This window comes from Enterococcus casseliflavus NBRC 100478 (genome assembly GCF_001544095.1).
Lineage (GTDB): Bacteria > Bacillota > Bacilli > Lactobacillales > Enterococcaceae > Enterococcus_D > Enterococcus_D casseliflavus.
In genome coordinates this window covers 202,679-222,871 of the sequence record NZ_BCPT01000004.1, presented here as the reverse complement: position 1 = coordinate 222,871, position 20,193 = coordinate 202,679, and the positions used below count along the sequence as shown (strand labels likewise).

General features: G+C 44.4%; 17 protein-coding genes. 4 read left to right on the top strand and 13 right to left on the bottom strand.

Features of this window, described 5'->3' with window-relative positions; translation table 11 throughout:
• Window positions 1-379: 379 nt before the first annotated feature.
• From lysS to pth, 12 genes are all read right to left on the bottom strand, one after another.
• Entirely contained in the window at window positions 380-1,873 is a 1,494-nt protein-coding gene (gene lysS, locus ECA1_RS05405) for a lysine--tRNA ligase (RefSeq protein ID WP_060791890.1), read from the bottom strand.
• A 96-nt stretch (window positions 1,874-1,969) separates the two neighbouring features.
• Window positions 1,970-2,983 (bottom strand): tRNA dihydrouridine synthase DusB, encoded by a 1,014-nt coding sequence (dusB, locus tag ECA1_RS05400; RefSeq protein WP_060791889.1) that lies wholly within the window; start codon window positions 2,981-2,983, stop codon window positions 1,970-1,972.
• Complete coding sequence (gene hslO, locus ECA1_RS05395; RefSeq protein ID WP_060791888.1) at window positions 2,984-3,865, bottom strand: Hsp33 family molecular chaperone HslO; 882 nt, start codon at window positions 3,863-3,865, stop codon at window positions 2,984-2,986. It lies immediately after the preceding gene.
• 142 nt (window positions 3,866-4,007) lie between these two features.
• Window positions 4,008-6,116, bottom strand: a complete 2,109-nt coding sequence (ftsH, locus tag ECA1_RS05390; protein WP_010749000.1) for an ATP-dependent zinc metalloprotease FtsH — start codon at window positions 6,114-6,116, stop codon at window positions 4,008-4,010.
• Window positions 6,117-6,189: 73 nt separating this feature from the next.
• The gene (gene hpt, locus ECA1_RS05385) at window positions 6,190-6,735 is read right to left on the bottom strand and encodes a hypoxanthine phosphoribosyltransferase (protein ID WP_005230750.1); all 546 of its coding nucleotides are present in this window, start codon (window positions 6,733-6,735) and stop codon (window positions 6,190-6,192) included.
• A gap of 19 nt (window positions 6,736-6,754) precedes the next feature.
• Window positions 6,755-8,155 (bottom strand): tRNA lysidine(34) synthetase TilS, encoded by a 1,401-nt coding sequence (gene tilS / locus ECA1_RS05380; RefSeq protein ID WP_060791887.1) that lies wholly within the window; start codon window positions 8,153-8,155, stop codon window positions 6,755-6,757.
• 100 nt (window positions 8,156-8,255) lie between these two features.
• Window positions 8,256-8,699: a S1 domain-containing RNA-binding protein gene (locus tag ECA1_RS05375; protein WP_010748998.1), complete on the bottom strand. Its 444-nt coding sequence runs from the start codon at window positions 8,697-8,699 to the stop codon at window positions 8,256-8,258.
• A 74-nt stretch (window positions 8,700-8,773) separates the two neighbouring features.
• On the bottom strand, window positions 8,774-9,220 hold the full coding sequence (locus tag ECA1_RS05370) for an FtsB family cell division protein (RefSeq protein WP_005230746.1): 447 nt from the start codon (window positions 9,218-9,220) through the stop codon (window positions 8,774-8,776).
• Window positions 9,221-9,303: 83 nt separating this feature from the next.
• On the bottom strand, window positions 9,304-9,570 hold the full coding sequence (locus ECA1_RS05365) for an RNA-binding S4 domain-containing protein (protein ID WP_005230745.1): 267 nt from the start codon (window positions 9,568-9,570) through the stop codon (window positions 9,304-9,306).
• Window positions 9,557-11,188, bottom strand: a complete 1,632-nt coding sequence (locus ECA1_RS05360; protein WP_060791886.1) for a polysaccharide biosynthesis protein — start codon at window positions 11,186-11,188, stop codon at window positions 9,557-9,559. Before ECA1_RS05360 ends, ECA1_RS05365 begins: the two co-directional genes overlap by 14 nt.
• Window positions 11,189-11,203: 15 nt before the next feature.
• Window positions 11,204-14,722, bottom strand: a complete 3,519-nt coding sequence (mfd, locus tag ECA1_RS05355; protein ID WP_060791885.1) for a transcription-repair coupling factor — start codon at window positions 14,720-14,722, stop codon at window positions 11,204-11,206.
• An 11-nt stretch (window positions 14,723-14,733) separates the two neighbouring features.
• Window positions 14,734-15,294, bottom strand: a complete 561-nt coding sequence (gene pth / locus ECA1_RS05350; protein WP_015510502.1) for an aminoacyl-tRNA hydrolase — start codon at window positions 15,292-15,294, stop codon at window positions 14,734-14,736.
• A 354-nt stretch (window positions 15,295-15,648) separates the two neighbouring features.
• On the opposite strand from pth, the gene ECA1_RS05345 reads away from it, so the two are divergent.
• The 3 genes from ECA1_RS05345 to ECA1_RS05335 all read left to right on the top strand — a co-directional run bounded on the left by ECA1_RS05345 (window position 15,649) and on the right by ECA1_RS05335 (window position 18,768).
• Window positions 15,649-16,632, top strand: coding sequence for an L-lactate dehydrogenase (locus ECA1_RS05345; protein WP_005230720.1), 984 nt, complete (start codon window positions 15,649-15,651; stop codon window positions 16,630-16,632).
• A gap of 284 nt (window positions 16,633-16,916) precedes the next feature.
• Window positions 16,917-18,314, top strand: a complete 1,398-nt coding sequence (locus ECA1_RS05340; RefSeq protein WP_060791884.1) for a L,D-transpeptidase family protein — start codon at window positions 16,917-16,919, stop codon at window positions 18,312-18,314.
• Between the two features lie 154 nt (window positions 18,315-18,468).
• Entirely contained in the window at window positions 18,469-18,768 is a 300-nt protein-coding gene (locus ECA1_RS05335) for a hypothetical protein (RefSeq protein WP_005230717.1), read from the top strand.
• Window positions 18,769-18,830: 62 nt separating this feature from the next.
• Here ECA1_RS05335 and ECA1_RS05330 read toward each other — a convergent pair whose 3' ends face one another.
• The gene (locus ECA1_RS05330; RefSeq protein ID WP_005230715.1) at window positions 18,831-19,199 is read right to left on the bottom strand and encodes a winged helix-turn-helix transcriptional regulator; all 369 of its coding nucleotides are present in this window, start codon (window positions 19,197-19,199) and stop codon (window positions 18,831-18,833) included.
• 97 nt (window positions 19,200-19,296) lie between these two features.
• Between ECA1_RS05330 and ECA1_RS05325 the strand changes: the two genes are divergently transcribed.
• A complete protein-coding gene (locus ECA1_RS05325; protein WP_370447899.1) occupies window positions 19,297-20,175 on the top strand; it encodes an aldo/keto reductase in 879 nt (292 codons plus the stop codon).
• Window positions 20,176-20,193 lie beyond the last annotated feature (18 nt).

Sequence of the window (20,193 nt, the reverse complement as noted above, 5' to 3'; positions counted from 1 at the left end):
TTTGTCAACAACTTTTTTTAATTAATTTTGTTGATGTATCAACATCAATTAACTGTTTTAAAATTGCGACTTCGTTATAATATCATCTGTCGAGCTGTGCGTCAACTACTTTTTTCAATTCTTTTTAGGAATTCATTTAGTCATTTGGCACATGTAATAATATACCAACTAAATCCCTTACGGTCAATCATTTTCTATGGCTTTTTTCAATTTTTACAAACCCGTCTAATCGCATTGGATCCAGCTTTTATCGTTCGCATTTAATCCGTTTTCTGGCAACTATCGTGGCGTTTTTCCCTCTAATTCCTCGCTGTTTTTCTCCCTGATCCAGCAGACAAGAAAAAAAGCCGCCCATCTCTTGCGAGTGGACGGAGTTTTTTTATCTCATTGTTGGGAATAATAAAACGTCGCGAATCGATTGCGCATCGGTCAATAGCATCACTAAGCGATCGATCCCGATCCCTAATCCACCAGTTGGCGGCATACCGTATTCAAGTGCTTCTAAGAAATCTTCATCCACCCCATGGGCTTCATCATTTCCTGCTTCGCGCTCTTTTTCTTGCCCTTCAAAACGTTCTCTTTGATCGATTGGATCATTTAGTTCCGTGAAGGCATTCGCAAATTCACGACCAACGATAAATAATTCAAAGCGGTCGGTAAAGCGTTCATCTTCTGGATTCTTTTTCGCTAATGGCGAAACTTCCACTGGATGACCGAAGACAAAGGTTGGCTGCTGTAACGTTTCTTCAACAAATGTCTCAAAGAATTCATTGATGATATGGCCAACAGTCATGGTATCAGTGATTTCAACATGATGTTCTTTCGCTAAGCTGCGGGCTTCTTCAACGGACATTGGTCGCCAGAAATCAACACCTGTTTGATTTTTGATTGCATCGACCATATGGATTCGTGCAAAGTCGCTAGCTAGATCTACTTCTTGTCCATCGTATTGGATCGTTGCTGTGTGCAAGACTTTTTCAACAGCATTACGGATAATGCCTTCGGTCAGATCCATCACATCTTTGAAATCTGTATATGCCGTATACGCTTCTAACATCGTAAACTCAGGATTATGGGTCGTATCGATCCCTTCATTTCGGAAAACGCGGCCGATCTCATAGACTTTTTCCATGCCGCCCACGATCAATCGTTTTAAGTGAAGCTCAAGAGCGATCCGTAAATACAGATCCATGTCTAAGGCATTGTGGTGGGTAATGAAGGGACGAGCCGCTGCACCACCTGCTTGATTATGCAATACTGGCGTTTCGACTTCGATATACCCATGACCGTCAAGGTAACGACGAATTTCGCTGATGATTTGGCTTCGTTTCATGAAACGATCAAAACTTTCTTTATTACTGATCAAATCCAAGTAACGTTGACGGTAACGTTGTTCTACGTTCGTCAAGCCGTGGTATTTGTCAGGCAATGGACGCAATGCTTTTGATAAGATCACGATTTCTTTGGCTTTGATGGTCACTTCACCGGTATCGGTCTTCATGATTTCACCAGATACGCCGAAGAAATCACCTAAGTCTGCGTGTTTGAATACTTCGTAAGGTTCATCCCCTACTTGGTCTTTACGTACATATATTTGAATACGGCCTTCGCGGTCTTGTAAATGCGCAAAACCAGCCTTACCTTTTCCACGTTTTGTAACGATTCTTCCTGCAATGCTTGCTGAAAGATTCATTTCGGCTAATTCTTCTTTGGTTCTTTGATCAAATAACTCATGTAACTCGGCAGAATTATGGGTGCGTTCGAATCGCTTGCCAAAAGGATCAATGCCTTCTTCCCGTAGTTTTTCCATCTTTTCACGGCGAACCAACATTTGATCATTCAATTCTTCTTGTGTTTGTCGTTCCTCTGTCACGAGTTTTCCTCCATTCTTAACTTGGGTTTCCTTCTTATAATGCCAATGATGACGCAAAAAATCAAGCCGAACTTTCGAATCGACTTGATTTGTTTCTTATTCCTTAAGAGTTGCTAGCGGCTGTTTTTCGGTCTTTTCCACAAATGCATCTAATAAATCAAAAATCGTCTGCTTATCTTCCGCTTGGTTAATTGCCGCTTTGACTTTGGCTGCCCGCGAAATACCTTTTAAGTAGTACGCAGCATGTTGACGAAATTCTCGCGAAGCGATTTTTTCCCCTTTTAGATCAGCCAAACGTTCTAAATGAAGTTTCGCTGTCGAAATTTTTTCTCGCGGTGTTGGTTCTGGCAATAACTCGCCTGTCTCCAAGTATTGCTTGGTGCGGTGGATCATCCATGGATTGCCTAACGCTGCCCGTCCGATCATCACTGCATCTGCACCGACTTCTTCCAACATTCGCTTGGCATCTTCAGGGGTTTTGACATCGCCGTTGCCCATAAAGGGAATCGTGATACTTTGCTTCACTTGTTTCAACACGTCCCAATCAGCCGATCCTTCATACATCTGTACACGGGTTCTGCCATGCATACCGATCGCTGCGGCACCCGCTGCTTCTGCGGCTTGGGCATTTTCAACCGCAAAGATATGCTGCTCATCCCAGCCGATCCGCATTTTTACGGTAACGGGCTTGTCGATCGCACTGGAAACAGCATGGACCATTTCATAAACCTTGTCGGGATCTAAAAGCCACTTCGCACCAGCTTCTGCTTTGATGATTTTGTTTACAGGACACCCCATGTTGATATCAATGATATCGGCAGTTGTGTTTTCTGCGACAAATTGCGCTGCTTCTACTAAGGATGCTTTATTCCCACCAAAAATCTGAATACTAAGAGGATGCTCGGTCTCGTCAATAAATAGCATCTCAAGGGTCTTCTTGTTCCGCAGTTGAATCCCTCGATCACTGATCATCTCACAGACGACTAAACCCGCGCCAAATTCTTTGACTGTCACACGAAACGCAGAATTGGTGATCCCTGCCATTGGCGCAACGACGACGCGGTTGGGAATCTCAACCGAGCCGATCTGCCATGTTTGTCTATCTTTCACTTACGCTTCCGCCTCTTTCTTCAATGCCGCCAATTCCGTTTCATCAAAATGATACTTGTTGCCACAAAACGAGCAGACTGCCTCTGCCCCGTGGTCTTCATCGATCATCGCTTGGATCTCATCAGCCCCCAAGGTAATGATCGCCGTCGCAAATTTTTCTTTCGTGCAATCACAATGGAACTGGACTGGCATTTTTTCTAGTACTTCGATCGTCGTGTCTGGCAACAATGTCTCTAAGATCTCTTCTGGTGATTGTCCTTCATCGATCAAGGTTGATACTCGAGGCAATTCTCCCAAACGTTTTTCGATGGCATCAATGATCTCTTCACTGGCACCAGGCATGATCTGCAGCATAAACCCACCGGCTGCCCGAATCGAATCATCGGTTTCTACTAATACACTCAGACCAACAGCAGAAGGAATCTGTTCTGACACTGCTAAATAATAAGTAAAGTCTTCCCCAAGCTCCCCAGAGACGATCGGTGTTTGTCCAGAGAAGGGTTCTTTTAGCCCTAAGTCTTTGATCACGGTAAAGATCCCTTGGTCACCCACTGCGCCCCGAACGTCCAATTTCCCTTGAGGGTTCAACGGCAGACTGATCTGCGGATTTTTTATGTATCCTTTTACGTCCCCACGGCCATTGCTGTCTACGACGATTGCCCCAGCAGGACCATTTCCTTGAATTTTGACGGTCAATTTGTCTTCCCCTTTTAAGGTACTGCCTAATAACAAACTTCCCACCATCGCTCGCCCTAAAGCAGCGGATGCCGTATTCCATGTTTCATGGCGTCGTTGTGCTTCGGCGATCGTTTCTGTTGCCGATACTGCATATGCTCGGACGAAGCCGTCATATGCTAGTGCTTTTACTAAATAATCCTTCATCTTGATTCTCCTTTTTATTCATTAATGAATCATACTAGGAAGCGCCGCTTTTTTCAACTGAATGTGTTTGAATTTAAGGAAAGTCTTCTTAAATAGAAACAAAAAGGCACCGAGTTTCCTCGGTGCCTTGATACGTCTTATTTTAGGCGTTATCATCTTTGTTTTCTTGATCAGTCGGTTGGCTTTCGCTATTGCGGCGAACATCTTCCAATTGTTGATCAAAATCGTTTGATGGTGCATCTTCGCTGTGTTTTTCTGCAGCTTGCTTCTCTGCATCTTTTTCTTCCAGCGCACGTTTCGCTTCTTCAAACGTTTGAGCTTTTTCACTAGGATACTCAGAGCTTTCGGTTCCTTCAGGCATTTTGCCTTCTTCAAACAAGGATTTGATTGCTTTTGCATCTAATGTTTCATGTTCAAGCAGTTTTTCAGCGATCAATTTGTGCTGCGCACGGTGTTCTTCAATGATTTCATGGGCTTTTTGATGGGCATCCATTAAAATCTTGCGAACTTCTTGATCGATTTCAAAGGCAACTTGTTCAGAGTACGCTTTTGTTTGACCATAATCACGACCGACAAAGACTTGATGGTTTCCTTCATATTGAACTGGACCTAATTTGTCGCTCATTCCATATTCTGTCACCATGCTTCTTGCAAGCGCAGTTGCTTGTTCAAAGTCATTGGAAGCACCTGTTGATTGTACACCGAAGATGATTTCTTCTGCCGTACGTCCGCCAAGCAACCCAACGATTTGTTCAAACATATCTTCTTTGGTCATCAAGAATTGATCTTCTTTCGGTAAGGCGATCATGTAACCACCCGCACGTCCCCGAGGAATGATCGTTACTTTGTGTACCACACGGGCACGACTCAAGACTAACCCAACAATGGTATGTCCTGCTTCATGGTAAGCAACCATTTCACGTTCGCGTTTGTTGATGACCCGATCTTTCTTCGCTGGACCAGCGATCACGCGGTCTTCTGCTTCATCGATATCTGAAGCATCGATTTTTTTCTTGTTACGACGAGCAGCAACTAATGCCGCTTCATTCAAGACGTTTTCCAGATCCGCACCGGCAAAGCCTGGTGTTTGTTGGGCAACGACTTTCAAATCAACATCATCTGATAAAGGTTTGTTGCGGGCATGGACACGGAGGATCGCTTCACGACCTTTCACGTCTGGACGACCAACCAAAATCTGACGGTCAAAACGACCTGGACGTAGCAACGCTGGATCTAAAACATCCGAACGGTTCGTTGCGGCAATGACGATCACGCCTTCATTCCCATCAAAACCATCCATTTCAACCAACAACTGGTTCAATGTTTGTTCCCGCTCATCATGTCCGCCACCCATACCGGCACCACGTTGGCGACCGACTGCATCGATTTCATCGATAAAGATGATGGCTGGTGCATTTTTCTTCGCTGTTTCAAATAAGTCACGCACCCGGCTTGCACCGACACCGACAAACATTTCAACGAAATCTGAACCAGAGATCGAGTAAAACGGTACGCCAGCTTCACCAGCAACGGCTTTGGCTAGTAATGTTTTCCCGGTTCCTGGAGGCCCCTCAAGTAAGACACCTGCTGGGATACGAGCACCTAATTCAACGAAGCGTCGAGGGTCTTTCAAGAATTCCACGACTTCGACAAGCTCTTGTTTTTCTTCTTCTGCACCGGCTACGTCTGAAAAACGCACGCGGTTGGCTTTTTTATCTGCTTCTTTGGCTTTTGATTTGCCAAAGTTCATCACACGGCCGCCACCGCCACCGCCGCCACCTTGTTGGCTCATCATCATGTAGAAGAAGAAAATGATGATCACAAGTGGTAAGAAGCTAACCAAAAGCGATAACCAAATGCCGCTGTTGGATTCTTCTTCGATCGTGGTTTTGACCCCTTCTGCCGAGGCCAAACTGGTGACTTCGCTTAGTGTGGAATCATTCGGTAAAATGATCGTTGAAAAGCGGGTCGAACTCGCCTGTGTATTACCTAAAACAGACAAGCTGTTGTCATTGCTGACGGTTTGTTCTTCATTGTATTCACCCACGATTCGATACACACCGTTAGCGGGTTGAACAGTAAACTGTTTGATCTTCCCGTCTTTCAGCTGCTCTGTAAACGTGGAGTACTCGATCGTTGGGGTCTGCTGATTGCCATTTCCAAAAATGAAATATACGACCATGACCATCGCCAACAAGACAAGTACATAATATAAGGTATTTTTTACCATACCGTTATTTTTCTTATTCATGCGTACCTCCCTGGCTATTTTGTTTTATCAATCCTGACCATTTAATTGTATCACAATTGATTTAGAACAGTCACTAATTTGACTGATAAACACTAGGTTTTAAGACGCCAACGTAAGGTAAGTTTCGATATTGCTCTGCATAGTCCAGTCCATATCCAACAACAAACTCATTTGGCACATCGAAGCCGACATAATCTGCATCGATCTCAACAACACGACCTTCTGGCTTATCTAATAACGTTACGATTTTCACTGATTTCGCTTTACGGTATTTGAATAGATCCACCAGATAAGCCAATGTGCGACCGCTGTCAATGATGTCTTCAACGATCAAAAGATCGCGGCCCTCAACATTTGTATCTAAATCTTTGATGATCTTGACTTCTCCAGATGAAATCATGGCATTGCCATAACTTGAGACATCCATGAAGTCTAACTCCAAGTAACAATCCATCTCACGAACGATGTCTGCCATGAAAGGAACGGCACCTTTCAGCACACCTACGACTAGAGGATTTTTATCCGCATAAGCCGCCGTTAATTCTTGACCAAGTTCCACACAACGATTTTTGATTTCGTCACGGGAAATCAAAATTTTCTCAATATCTTTATCTAGCATAAAGTTCTCCTTCCAACTCTTACTTCTGGTATTTATAAAGAAGTATGTAGTGTATTTTATCAGTTTCTGGCGCAATACTCAAATAGGAAAATGTATGAGGTAGTAAGGCAATCACCTCTTTTTCAAGGTTTGTGACGACCCAACTTTTTTCTCGCACTTCATTAGGAATTTTTGAATCGATAAAAAAACGACTGATCTTTTTGGTCAGACCACGCGCCAAGCGGATTCGGTCTCCCGGCTGGCGCTTACGCACCACCAGCTCAGAGGAATAGTTTAGCGGTAAATCTTGGGAAAACTCTGACCAATTTGTGATTTTTTTGGGAATATGCTGTTCATTTATCGGAAAATACCCAATCCATTCCTTTTCAGAAAGATAGATCCCCTCCCCTAAAACCAGTCGCTGACTAACTTCTGTCAACGGCGCTGCAGGCCTTTGGGAAACAGTAACAGGTTCCAATAACAATTGATCATAACTGCGCCGCAGCTGCCACTGTTTGTGCAACGCCAATTGCCATTGCCCTTTCTTTTCATCCAGTAGACGCAATAACTGCGGCAGCTGTTTTTGATTGAGGGGCTGCTTCGTAAAAGCTTCTGCTTGCTGTAAAAAACCCGCATAGAAAAAATAGCGCTGCGCTGGAGAAAACGTCGGCAGCTGTTGCAGATCGATCACTAAGCGAGCAGCTTGCTGTTGAACGAACGCAGACAACCATTGCTGCTGCTCTTGTTGGATCAACTGATTGGCAAACTGTACTTCTTCAGAAAGCTGTTGAAAATGCGGCAGCAGCTGCGGATTTTCCGCTTTTAAGGCTGGCACTACTTGCTGGCGTAGTCGGTTTCGCAAATACAGCGGTTCGTGATTGCTTTCGTCTTCAAAGTAGGGAATCTGCTGTGCTTGCGCATAGTCGTAAATCGCTGCCTTGCTGACAGTAAGCAGTGGACGCAACAAGATCCCTGTGTGAAAAGGCTGCTGCTGTTTCATCCCGCCAGCCGATCGCAAACGACCTTCTCGCATCATCTTCATCAACATCGTTTCTACTTGGTCATCACTGTGGTGAGCAGTTAGCAAAACATCATAGCCTTCTTGAGACATGACATCGGCAAAAAAGGTATAGCGAAAGTTTCGAGCGCTAGCTTCTACGCCGGTTTCTGGCGGATTTTCCCAGCACCGTTCATAAAAAGGAATGCCGCGTTCTTGGCAGTACTGCCGTAAAAAAGCCGCTTCCTTGGCAGATGCTGGGCGCAATTGATGGTTCACATGTGCCACACCAAAACATGGCTCTTTTTGCATTTCAGGAAACAACTGACAAAAGATCTGCAACAAGACCATCGAATCGACGCCCGTCGATACCGCCAACAAAAAGCGGCGTTTTTTTTCAGGATCGATGGCACTGAGTTGCGCTCGAACGGTTTGAATGACCATCATTTGCCCTCCTTCTCATATGGTAATCCCACAAGAAAGAAAGCTGAAACAAAACGAACCAACAGTTTTGTTCCAGCTTTTTCCAACTTGCTATTCATGTTTAGTTACGGCGTCCGCCGCGGCCACCGCGTTTTCCTTCTGTATTTCGACGTAATGACGAAAGACGATCATCACTATCTTTTAGAAAAGAACTCATCAATGAATCGAAGTCTTGTTTATTTACATTCGTATTTTGATTGCGTGAAAAAGATTTTTTCGGATTTGGTCGATTGAATTCTTTTTTCGGGTATTCACGTTTTTCTTCCGGTTTATCTTCTGCTTTGCGGATCGATAGGCCGATTTTTCCATCGTTGCCGATTGCCGTAACAAGTACTGTCACTTCATCCCCAACAGACAACACGTCGTGAATGTCTTTGACGAATCCGTTTGATACTTCACTGATATGCACCAAACCAGTTTTCCCTTCACCAAGATCAATGAACGCACCAAAATTTGTAATACCAGACACTTTGCCCTTTAGTTTCGCTCCAACTTCGATTGACATATAAAAAATGTTCCTCCTAATTTTTACCCATTTAAAATAATTCAAACTACTGCGCTGAGTAGGTATGACATTGCTTAATCTTGTGACTCTGTGGATGATGATTCTTGTCCGCTTTGCGAAGAACGCTCATTGGTGTTTTGAGAATCCGTCCCGTCTGGCAAGACTGGATAGATTTTTTCACCATCTTTTGAGTAGAAGAATCGGCTGCGGGCCAATTTTGCCACATACTCATCGTCTTGCAGCAAGGCAACGTCTCGCTCCAGTGAAGCCACCTTTTGTTCTGCCTCTTTTTGTTCGGCGACTGTTTCCGCCTTATATTCCTTTAGCTTTTGCAGGCGCATTTGATCGTTGAACATTTGAATCCCTACGATCGCAAATATCGCTAATGCCGCCACGAAAAACGCCACCAGCCGACGTCGGCGAAACACCACTTGCCGCCGCTCTTTTTCAAACTTGGCAAATTGCTCTTTCGCATAATCGGTCTGCAATAGTTCTATTTTTTTATTTGATTCTTTTGCCACCTGAACTCGCTCCCGTCGCTGTCTTTGTTTTTTACATTATACCAACATCCGCAAAGCTTGTCTAACTGAAAATGCCGTAAAAATCAAGCATTTTCTGAGATTCTTTCCTCTGAAACGATCTCATACATTTTTGCAGCGTCTTCTTTTTTCGTCGATTCATGCAATTCATTGACTTTTACTTCCAAGACCTTATTCCCGAATTGAATGCGCATGGTATCGCCTACTTTGACGTCACTGCTTGACTTGGCTAATTTGCCGTTGATCTGAATGCGTCCCTTGTCTGCCACTTCTTTGGCCACAGAGCGACGCTTGATGATGCGGGAGATTTTAAGAAATTTATCTAATCTCATGTTTTTCACCTCTTCTTAATAGTTTCTTTCCAAATGGAACTAACAGCCATTCGCGAATCGTTAACAATTTGATTTTGATCGCTGCCCCGATAAAGGCTGCGCCTCCCAGACCGACACCGCCTAGGCAAAAAAGCAGTGCCTGTAGTCGATGGGTCAAATGACCGTTCAATAAGATCGCAACGAAGCTATAATATAAGAATAGCACGCTTGCCATGATCCCTAAACAAATAAATAGTTTTTTTCCATAATTTCCTTCATGCCAAAAGTGATTGATGCTGCTTTGTGCTCGACGCTGTTCGGAAACCACAAAACAGCATAAGGTCGCGCCTAACCCCAACAGTGTACTGATACTCGCTCCTGCAGTCCCATAAGAAGCAGTCAGCGGCCACATCGATAGACATTTGATCAAAAGACCGATCCCCGCAGCGAGCAAGCCGAAGGTGTAGGTATTGCGACTTTGTTGAATGCTTTGATAGGCTTGGATCGTCGCCATCAGAGCGATGGAAAAGACAAACAATACCAGCGCCGCATTGCCAGAACCGTCTTTGAATAAGGCAAAGTTGATATAAGGCAGCAAAATCGCTAAGCCCACGGCGGAAGCCGAAGCAATCCCGATCGTCAGGCGCAAATACATTTTTGCCGACTTTTCAAACAGCTGCTGATTTTTTACCGTCAAATACTTGGTCAACGTTGGCAAAAACGTCGAGCTTAACGCCATCGCCACCACAAGACCTAGTTGGACGAGGGGTTGTCCGCGATCATAGATCCCTTTTGAAATTCGGGCTGCTTGTGCCGTCATCCCCCCCGCTTCTAGCGCATTGGTCAATAAAAACGAATCCGCTAACTGGAACAAGATCAAATAGCCGCTATAAATCGTCAACAGACCGCCTTCTAAGAAGAACCGTTTCTTCAACGAGGCGGATAAAACAGCGGGATTTTCTCCTGTACTGGTGACTGGTTTATGCCATAGCGATAGGCGTTTACCGTTGATTTGTCGGCTATAATAACTTAAGATCCACCACGCTGCAAGGCCCCCGACTAAGGCACCCATCATGGCGACAGTCCCCGTTTGATAAATCGTCCAGCCCAATTGCTGGAAAGCTGCCGCAGCACCTAAAATCACACCAACTCTAAGCAGCTGCTCTACGACTTGGGAAACTGCTGTCGGCACCATTTGCAAATTTCCTTGAAACATTCCTCGATAAAAGGTCAAAGGCGGGACAAATAAGAAGGTAAAAGAAACGACTCGAATCAAGCCCGCCAGTTGGTGGTCCCCCATCACTTGCGCAATCGGACCGGCAAATAAAAAGGTCACCGCCCATAAACCAATCGCAGACCAAAGCACGAAAGGCGTCAACGCTTGCAGCCGTTCCTTGCTTTTCAAAGGATCGGGTTCTTCAGCGACGATGCGGGAGATAAACTGTGGCAACCCTGACAACGCTAACGTCATCGCCAATCCATAAATCGGATAGACTTGTTGATACACATAAAACCCTTCGTCCCCTACCAGGTTCTGAAAAGGGACCCGATAAACGGCACTTAAGATTTTTGCGATAAAGGAAGCGATCGTTAAAATAAACGCCCCTTCCATCGTACGCTTCAATTGTGATTTCGGCATCCCGCTGGTTCCTTTCTAGCCTTGGCTGGCGTATTTTTGTTCCCGTAACGCTTTGACAAAATCTTGGATTTCTAATAGCCAGGTGCTTTCCTTCATCACTGGCGGAATCTGTAATTTGATGGTCATTTGCTCATGATCGACACCCATCGTGGCTTTTAATTTAGTAGCTTTCAATGCTTCAAACAGCTGCTCCACCGAATAATTTTTCGTGCCGACTTTACTCAAAGTAAACGACACCGTCTGCTGCTGCTTGCGGATAGTTTCTAACAAGGCACGATCGCCGTTCATTTTGATCTCGCCCACCGTTAAGAGATGCGCCACTTCTACAGGGTATTCACCGAAACGGTCTAACAGATCATCTTGAAGTTCATCAACTGCTTCTTGGGATTCCAGCTCACGAATTCGTTTGTAAATCTCGATTTTTTGCCGTTCGTCTTCAATATACGAAGTCGGTAAGTAGGCATCGATCCCCAGATCGATCTCGACGGTCGTTTTTTCTGTTTGGGTATTTTTCCCTTGTTTACGAGTGACTGCTTCAGAAAGCATTTGCGAGTACATGTCAAACCCGACTGCATCGATAAAGCCGTGCTGCTGCGCCCCCAATAGATTTCCTGCCCCACGAATCGAAAGATCTCGCATCGCGATCTTGAATCCTGAACCTAACTCCGTAAAGTCCTTAATGGCTTGCAGCCGTTTTTCACTGACTTCGTTCAACACTTTTTGCTGTTCATACATGAAATACGCATAAGCGACTCGATTGCTCCGACCGACACGGCCACGCAACTGATACAACGTCGAAAGCCCCATGTAATCGGCATTTTCCACAAACAACGTATTGGCATTGGGAATATCCACACCGGTTTCAATGATCGTCGTCGTCACCAACACATCGTATTGCCCTTCAATAAAGTCAAACAGGGTATTTTCCAATTGGATCTCGGTCATTTGCCCGTGGGCATACGCGATTCGTGCATCTGGCACTAACGCCTGCAGTTCTTCGACTTTTCGCTCGATCGTATCGACACGATTATAGAGATAAAACACTTGGCCCCCGCGTGCCATCTCCCGTTGGATCGCTTCTCGCACCGCTCCTGGATTCATCTCCATCACATAGGTTTGGATCGGGTAACGATTTTCCGGTGGTGTTTCGATCACAGATAAATCCCGCACCCCTAGCATCGACATATGCAATGTTCGTGGGATCGGCGTTGCCGTCAACGTCAACACATCGACTTGCGAACGCAGTTGTTTCAAGCGCTCTTTGTGTTTGACCCCAAAACGTTGTTCTTCATCAATCACCAACAAGCCCAAATCAGCAAACTCGACATCTTTTGACAATAATCGGTGGGTCCCCACCAAAATATCGACTTGCCCTTTGCGCACTTGCTCGATCGTTTCATTCTGCTGTTTTTTCGTCCGAAAACGACTCAGCACCCCAACATTGACGGGGAATCCTTCAAAACGATCGACCATCGTTTCATAGTGCTGCTGCGCCAAGATCGTTGTCGGCACTAAGAAAGCCACTTGTTTGCTTTCTTTGATCGCTTTAAAAGCAGCCCGCAGCGCCACTTCTGTTTTCCCAAAACCGACATCCCCAACTAACAAACGGTCCATCGGCTTTTCTTTTTCCATATCCCGCTTGATCTCTGCCGTACTGCGCAGCTGATCATCGGTTTCCGAATAAGGAAAGGCATCTTCAAATTCTTTTTGATAGGCATCGTCTGGTTGAAAAGCATAGCCTTTTTCTGATTCGCGTTTGGCATACAATAAAATCAAATCATCCGCGATGTCTTCAATTTTAGCCGTCACTTTGCGCTTGGTCTTCGCCCACTCGCTGCCACCTAATTTATTGATTTTCGGTGTTTTCGATTCGGAAGCCACATATTTTTGAATCAAATTCAACTGGGTGACTGGAATAAAGAGCTTGTCTTCGTTTTGGTACAAGATCGTCATGTAATCTTGATGGACGCCATCGACTTCTAAGGTTTCCATGCCGATGTACTTCCCGATCCCATGATTCGCATGGACGACATAATCGCCGGCTTTTAACTCATTGTAGCTTTTGAGCCGTTCCGCATTGGTGACATTTTGCCTGCGGGCTCTTTTTTTGTTCATCTTTTGGAAAATTTCTTTTTCCGTAACCACCACTAGCTTGTCTTGCGGCATTTCAAAGCCGCTTTGCAAACGTTCCACCACGATTTGGGTGCGTCCCGTAAACAGGCGATCTGGTTGCGTCTGCACGGCATAGATATCATGATCTCGCAGATCTTGCTCTAACTTCTTGGCCCGTTCTTGGTCACTGACCAGAAAAATCACCGTTTGCTGTTGCTTCTCCCAGCGATCGATCTCAACTTTCAAGAGACCCATTTGGCTGAAAAACTGTTGCATCGGCCGGTATTGGAATTGATGGATCGCTTGGAAGCGAATATTCCCCATTCCTTTTTGGAATAAAGAAAAGAAGCTGGTCACAAAGGTTTCTTTTTGCAGCAGCTGATGGACATCGATCCCGAATTGCTGTTCAGAAAAGACCCGCAGCTCCGCTAATTTTTGGGTATGCCACTCCGCCTCTTCCCGTTCGATCTCACGATTGGTCTCCATGATCCGAGCATAATCATCGATCATCAAAAAGGCATCTTCAGAAAAATAATCTAAGACGCTCGTTTGCTGACGATACAGTAAATCCGTGTAATAACGGGCACTTTCACCAGGAATCCCTGCTTGCCATTGAGAAGCCAACTGGCCAAAATAATCTTCTAAAAAGGCGCGATCGGTTGCTTCTTTGGTGACTGCCAAGCGTTTGTTCAATAATTCTTGCAGCTGCTTTTGCCCCGCCGCTAAATCTTCCGCTGAGAAAACCAATTCAGTAGTGGGTAAAATAGCCACTTGCTGCAGCGTTTCTACTGAGCGTTGCGTTTCCACGTTGAAAGAACGCATCGAGTCGATTTCTACATCGAATAACTCGATCCGTACGGGGTATTCGGCGTTTAATGGATAAATATCGAGGATGCTCCCACGAATACTGAATTCGCCAGGTTTGCCAATCATTGACTGACGTTCGTAACCCATCAAGATCAATTGTTGCGGCAAACGCTCTAAATCGATCTCATCGCCGATCTGCCATTGAAATTGATTGGCTAACCAGGTTTTCTTTTCAGGCAAATACTTTCGCAAAGCCGCTACCGGCAACACATAGATCCCCGTTTTCCCTTGAGAAACAGCATTCAGCGCTGCCACTCGTTCTTCTCGTGCTTCTGGTGAAGAAAAAGCCATTTCGGCTGACAACACTTCATCCACTGGAAAAACATAGACATCTTCCGTCACATTGCGCAGATCTTCGGCTAGTTGATTTGTATAATAGAGATTTGGTGTCACGACGATCACTTGTTTTTGAAATGCCTGATACACACCAGTGATCGCTAATGTTTTTGCCGATCCAGCTAGACCGGTCAGTAATTGCCGGGGGGCCTGTTCACGTAAACCTGTATGCCAAGCCGCCACTGTCGGCACTTTATTTATTAATTCAATTAAATCCATCTCGGCCCTCCTTAGTTAAATCGATTCATTGTGGCAAGAAAGTCGCCGTTGGTCAAGTAATCACTACTTGCCTCGACCGCTTTATCAATACTTTGTAAAACGATGGGCAGATCGTCTTTTGCAAAAGGACTCAGGACATGATTGACCACGGTTTGTCCTGGACGTGGACGATCGATCCCGATTTTGATCCGGTCAAAGACTGTTGAATCCAAATGAGCGATCAAACTCTTGATCCCATTGTGGCCACCTGCACTGCCTTTTTGGCGCAAACGAATTTTCCCTAATGCTAAATCGAGGTCATCATAGACCACCACTAGTTCTTCTTGGTAGATACCAAAATAGGTCATCAACGGGCCTACCGCACGACCCGATTCATTCATGAAGGTTTGTGGTTTGACCAAAAGGATTTTTTCACCCTTCAAGAAAAACTCTGCCACCTCTGCTTCAAAAGCCGACTTTTTAAAGGTTGCTTGGTACTTTTGTGCCAACGCATCCACTACCATAAAGCCAACATTATGTTTGGTTTTTTCATATTTTTTGCCAGGATTTCCCAAGCCTACAATCATTTTCATTTTTATTTACGCTCCATTATTTCTAGTTTCAAGCTGATTCTTCATCTATTTTATCGGTTTTCTTATCCAAACACAAAATACTGGGCACACAAATGCGCCCAGTTCTTTTGCTTAGGTAATTATAACACGAAATGGACTGTTATGGTGGCACCCTCTTGCTCAGTTTTTATCTTTCTTAACGAATCTTAATAAAACCTTGATATATCTTCTTTTTGACGTAATAATAAAGAAAGCATTTACAACTGAAACAGCGATATTTTGTGTAATATTGTTGTGCAAATCACATGACAAACATACTTGAAAATGGTAGGATGATAGCGAGTAAAACAATTATGCGGAAGGAATGATACACAGATGACTGCAAAAACGAACAAAAAAGATCACCAAAAGGTAATTCTTGTTGGAGACGGTGCGGTTGGTTCTAGTTACGCGTTTGCGCTGGTGACCCAAAACATTGCGCAAGAAGTCGGAATCATTGATATAAATACAGCAAAAACAGAAGGCGACGCAATTGACTTGTCCCATGCTTTGGCATTTACTTCCCCTAAAAAAATCTATGCCGCTTCTTATGAAGATGCACATGATGCTGATTTAGTCGTTATTACTGCTGGTGCGCCTCAAAAACCAGGCGAAACCCGTTTAGACTTAGTTCATAAAAACTTGAAAATCAACCGTGAAGTAGTTACCCAAATCGTTGATTCAGGCTTTAACGGAATTTTCTTAGTTGCAGCAAACCCAGTCGATATTTTGACTTATTCTACTTGGAAATTCTCAGGCTTCCCGAAAGAGCGCGTTATCGGTTCAGGTACCTCATTAGACTCTGCCCGTTTCCGTCAAGCATTGGCTGAATTGGTCGATGTCGATGCCCGTAACGTCCATGCCTATATCTTAGGGGAACACGGCGATTCAGAATTCCCTGTTTGGTCTCATGCCAACGTAGCTGGCCTACAAATCTATGAATGGGTCAAAAATAACCCAGACATCGATGAAGAAGCAATGGTCAACATTTTCTTCAGTGTTCGTGATGCAGCCTACACCATCATCGAGAAAAAAGGTGCGACCTTCTACGGGATTGCGGTAGCCTTAGCACGGATCACTCGTGCGATCTTAGACGATGAAAATGCTGTTCTCCCATTATCTGTGTACATGAACGGCGAATACGGCTTAAACGACTTGTACATCGGTGCGCCTGCAGTCATCAATGCTCAAGGGATTCAAAAAGTAATTGAGATCCCATTAACAGATGGTGAAAAAGACCGGATGGCCGCTTCAGCAAAACAATTAAAAGATATTCTTGATGAAGCTTTTGCAAAATTAGATGCGGAAGACAATCAATAATTTCTTTTCCCTCGTGTTAAATAGTCAATTTTAGTTAGTCAATTATGCGACTGAACGAATCCTCCAGCTCACTCTTTTTCAGACCCCTTTGATCAAGATGGCTTGCTGCCGATTCGTTCAGTTTTTTTATCGTAAGAAATGCGTTTCTACAGCTTGCCTAAAGATAGTTTAAGAATTTTCTATTTTTCATGGAAGTTTCATTTGCCATATTCGCTTTCCCGTGGGAATATGGTATGATTTAAGCGTTATTATCTATTATGCCATTAGAAAAAAGGAGTAGTTGAATGACTCGTTCAAACAAACATACTGACGCCAAGAATAATACGAAGAAAATTGTTCTGATCGTTGTGGCTGCTTTACTCGTCGTGATCGCTGGCGGCTATACCTACCGAAGTACATATTATGCAAACCGTTTTCTACCAAAGACTGAAATCGATGGAATCGACATCAGCAACAAAACCGTTGCCGAGGCCAACGACCTGCTGCATGATCGCTATTCACAAGAAGACTTTACCATCAAAGATGGTGATAGCGAATGGAAAACAGTCAACCTTGCTCAATTTGGTTTGCAGACGGATTTCACCGATGAGCTGCAATCATTAAAAGATGAACAAAATCAGTGGAGCTGGGGAATGGCTTACGTTTCGGCTGCCGAAGAAAAGAAGCTAGACAATCTCTCAGTAGACCAAGACACCTTGACTAGCGAGACCAACACGATCCAAAAAGAACTCGAAACCTTAAATGAAGATCGTACCAAATCGGCTAATGCCACGTTGGAAAAAGGCGAAGACGGCTTTTCTATCAAACCAGAAGTTGACGGCGATGCCATCGATGTTGACAAAGCAGTGGCAGACTTGCAAGAAGCCATCGTCAGCGGCGAAAAGGAATTGAATCTCGTTGATTATGTCACAAAACCAAGTGTGACCGCCGATGATCCAGACTTAACGAAAGAAATGGATTCGTTGAATAAAATCGCCAAAGTAACCGGCAATTATACGATCAACGGAAATACGTTTCAAATCCCAAGAGAAACGATCATGGATTGGCTCTCTTATAAAGACGGCAACACAACGATCGACGAAGACAAAGTACGAAGCTATGTCACATCGATCGGCGAACAATACAATACTAGCACCAATTCTTCGACCTTCAAAAGTACCAAGCAAGGCGAAGTGACAGTCCCAGCCGGTACTCTTAGCTGGACGATCCAAACCGATGCAGAAACAGAAGCATTGATCGAGGCGTTAAAAGCAGGTGAAGACTTCACCCGCACACCGATCGCTCAAGGAAGCACCGATGCAGGCAGCCCGCTGTTTGGCAACACCTATATCGAAGTTGATCTAAAAAACCAACACATGTGGTATTACAAAGACGGACAGCTTGTTCTTGAAACAGCCATAATTTCCGGAAAACCAGCCACACCAACACCAACTGGCGTCTTCTATGTCTGGAACAAAGAAGAAGATGCAACCTTGACTGGTGAAGATTATGCGTCCCCTGTTGATTACTGGATGCCCATCGATTGGACCGGTGTCGGTATCCATGATTCTGATTGGCAGACGGAATACGGTGGCGATCTTTGGAAAACCCGTGGTTCTCACGGCTGTATCAATACTCCGCCAGGCGTGATGAAAGAATTGTACAGCAAAGCCGAAGTCGGTACACCCGTGATCGTGATTTAATCAAAAAAGAATCAAACCTTTTTATAGACGAACCAAAAGCTGCAAAAGAAAGATCTTTTGCGGCTTTTTTGTTGTCTCCCAAATGTTCCTATTTACAAAGAACCATTTAATTAATATACTTAATTAATCATTTTAATTAATAAGGAGAATCATTTTGGAAAAAGTCGTTTTTATTGATCGTTCTACTTTGGCTGGAAGTCTAATTAAAATTTTCGCCCGCAACATCCAACTGCTGTCCGAGGATCAAATCAGCGTAACTGTTGTGACACCAGAACGTCTGGCGAATTATCGTTTTGCGCAAGAAAAACTCGTTTTGGTCGATCCCTTGCTTTCTTTAACAGATCCGATGATCGAGCAGGCCATCCCACCACGCATCAAGCGCTTTTCGTTTCCTGTCAATCATTACAGCGGGATGAATACTGAAGCCATTCTAGAATTGATCCAACAAACATAACCTAAAAAGGCCGACGGAAACCAATGGTTTCTGCCGCCTTTTCTCATGCCACTTGCCCTTTGTTAGACCATCGCTTCTTCTTGTTCTAACAAAGTAACTTGCTCTCCTTTGCCTTGCAGTGCAGCAACGTGCATCGTGCCCCACTGGCAAAGAGTATCCAATAAGCCGCCTAAGGTTTCTCCATATTCACTCAAGGAATACTCAACTTTGGGTGGTACTTGATTATAGGATTTGCGAGTAACGATGTCAGATTCTTCTAATTCCCGCAATTGCTGGGTCAACATTTTTTGACTGATGCCAGGGATCTTCCGCCGTAAATCACTGGGACGTAATGCCCCATGGCGCAAATTACAAAGAATGATGGGTTTCCACTTCCCACCGATGATATCCATCGTTGCTTCAACACCGATATTATAAATTTTTTCTGCCATTTTTTCCACCTCATTACGCTTGATACCACACAAAGGTTACCAAAAGGTGGGTATCAAACAAAAAAGTACGTACTATACAGTATCACCACCTCATTATATGATGATACCAGAAAAAAATAAAGGAGATGTTTTTATGATCGAAAAATTATCAGATACCGTCACCCTGAACAACGGCAGCAAAATCCCTGGTTTAGGGTTAGGTGTCTTTCAAATCCCTGAAGCTGACACAGCAGAGGTTGTGAAGCAAGCGATTATCAATGGCTATCGCTTGATTGATACGGCGGCTATCTATGGCAATGAAACAGGAACAGGGGCAGGAATCAAACAAGGCTTGCAAGAAACGGGGTTGGTTCGTGAAGAACTCTTTGTCACTTCCAAACTTTGGAACGATCATTTAACTTATGATGAAACGATCCACGCCTTCAATGAAAGTTTGGCCCGCTTAAACCTCGAGTATCTCGACTTGTACTTGATCCATTGGCCAGGAAATCAAGCATTTCAAGAGTCCTGGCGTGCCTTGGAAGACCTCTATGCGGCAGGAAAAATCAAAGCGATCGGGGTCAGCAACTTCCAGATCCATCATCTGGAGCAATTATTGGCCGTTGCTAAGGTCGTTCCTGTTATCAATCAGATCGAACTGCACCCCAAACTGACGCAACAAGACCTGCGGGCTTTTTGTGCCGAAAAAGCAATTACGATCCAAGCCTGGTCACCTTTGATGCAAGGCAAACTGCTGAAAGATGACACCGTCTTGGCGATCGCCGATGCACAGCAAAAATCAGCGGCACAAGTGCTTTTACGCTGGGCTATTCAACAAGGGATCTTAGTCAATGTCAAATCGACACACCCCGAGCGAATGATCGCCAATGCAGCGATTTTTGATTTCCATTTATCAGAAGCTGACATGGCCCGCTTGAACGCATTAAATGAAGACTTACGAGTGGGTCCAGATCCAGACACATTCGATTTTCATTAACCAAACGATATACTAAAC

What these genes read in the sequence shown, in the direction of transcription:
- hslO (WP_060791888.1), bottom strand. Translation starts at nt 3,865, where the DNA reads ATGAAGGATTATTTAGTAAAAGCACTAGCATATGACGGCTTCGTCCGA.
- ftsH (WP_010749000.1), bottom strand. Translation starts at nt 6,116, where the DNA reads ATGAATAAGAAAAATAACGGTATGGTAAAAAATACCTTATATTATGTA.
- hpt (WP_005230750.1), bottom strand. Translation starts at nt 6,735, where the DNA reads ATGCTAGATAAAGATATTGAGAAAATTTTGATTTCCCGTGACGAAATC.
- tilS (WP_060791887.1), bottom strand. Translation starts at nt 8,155, where the DNA reads ATGGTCATTCAAACCGTTCGAGCGCAACTCAGTGCCATCGATCCTGAA.
- ECA1_RS05375 (WP_010748998.1), bottom strand. Translation starts at nt 8,699, where the DNA reads ATGTCAATCGAAGTTGGAGCGAAACTAAAGGGCAAAGTGTCTGGTATT.
- ECA1_RS05365 (WP_005230745.1), bottom strand. Translation starts at nt 9,570, where the DNA reads ATGAGATTAGATAAATTTCTTAAAATCTCCCGCATCATCAAGCGTCGC.
- ECA1_RS05360 (WP_060791886.1), bottom strand. Translation starts at nt 11,188, where the DNA reads ATGCCGAAATCACAATTGAAGCGTACGATGGAAGGGGCGTTTATTTTA.
- mfd (WP_060791885.1), bottom strand. Translation starts at nt 14,722, where the DNA reads ATGGATTTAATTGAATTAATAAATAAAGTGCCGACAGTGGCGGCTTGG.
- pth (WP_015510502.1), bottom strand. Translation starts at nt 15,294, where the DNA reads ATGAAAATGATTGTAGGCTTGGGAAATCCTGGCAAAAAATATGAAAAA.
- ECA1_RS05345 (WP_005230720.1), top strand. Translation starts at nt 15,649, where the DNA reads ATGACTGCAAAAACGAACAAAAAAGATCACCAAAAGGTAATTCTTGTT.
- ECA1_RS05340 (WP_060791884.1), top strand. Translation starts at nt 16,917, where the DNA reads ATGACTCGTTCAAACAAACATACTGACGCCAAGAATAATACGAAGAAA.
- ECA1_RS05330 (WP_005230715.1), bottom strand. Translation starts at nt 19,199, where the DNA reads ATGGCAGAAAAAATTTATAATATCGGTGTTGAAGCAACGATGGATATC.
- ECA1_RS05325 (WP_370447899.1), top strand. Translation starts at nt 19,297, where the DNA reads ATGATGATACCAGAAAAAAATAAAGGAGATGTTTTTATGATCGAAAAA.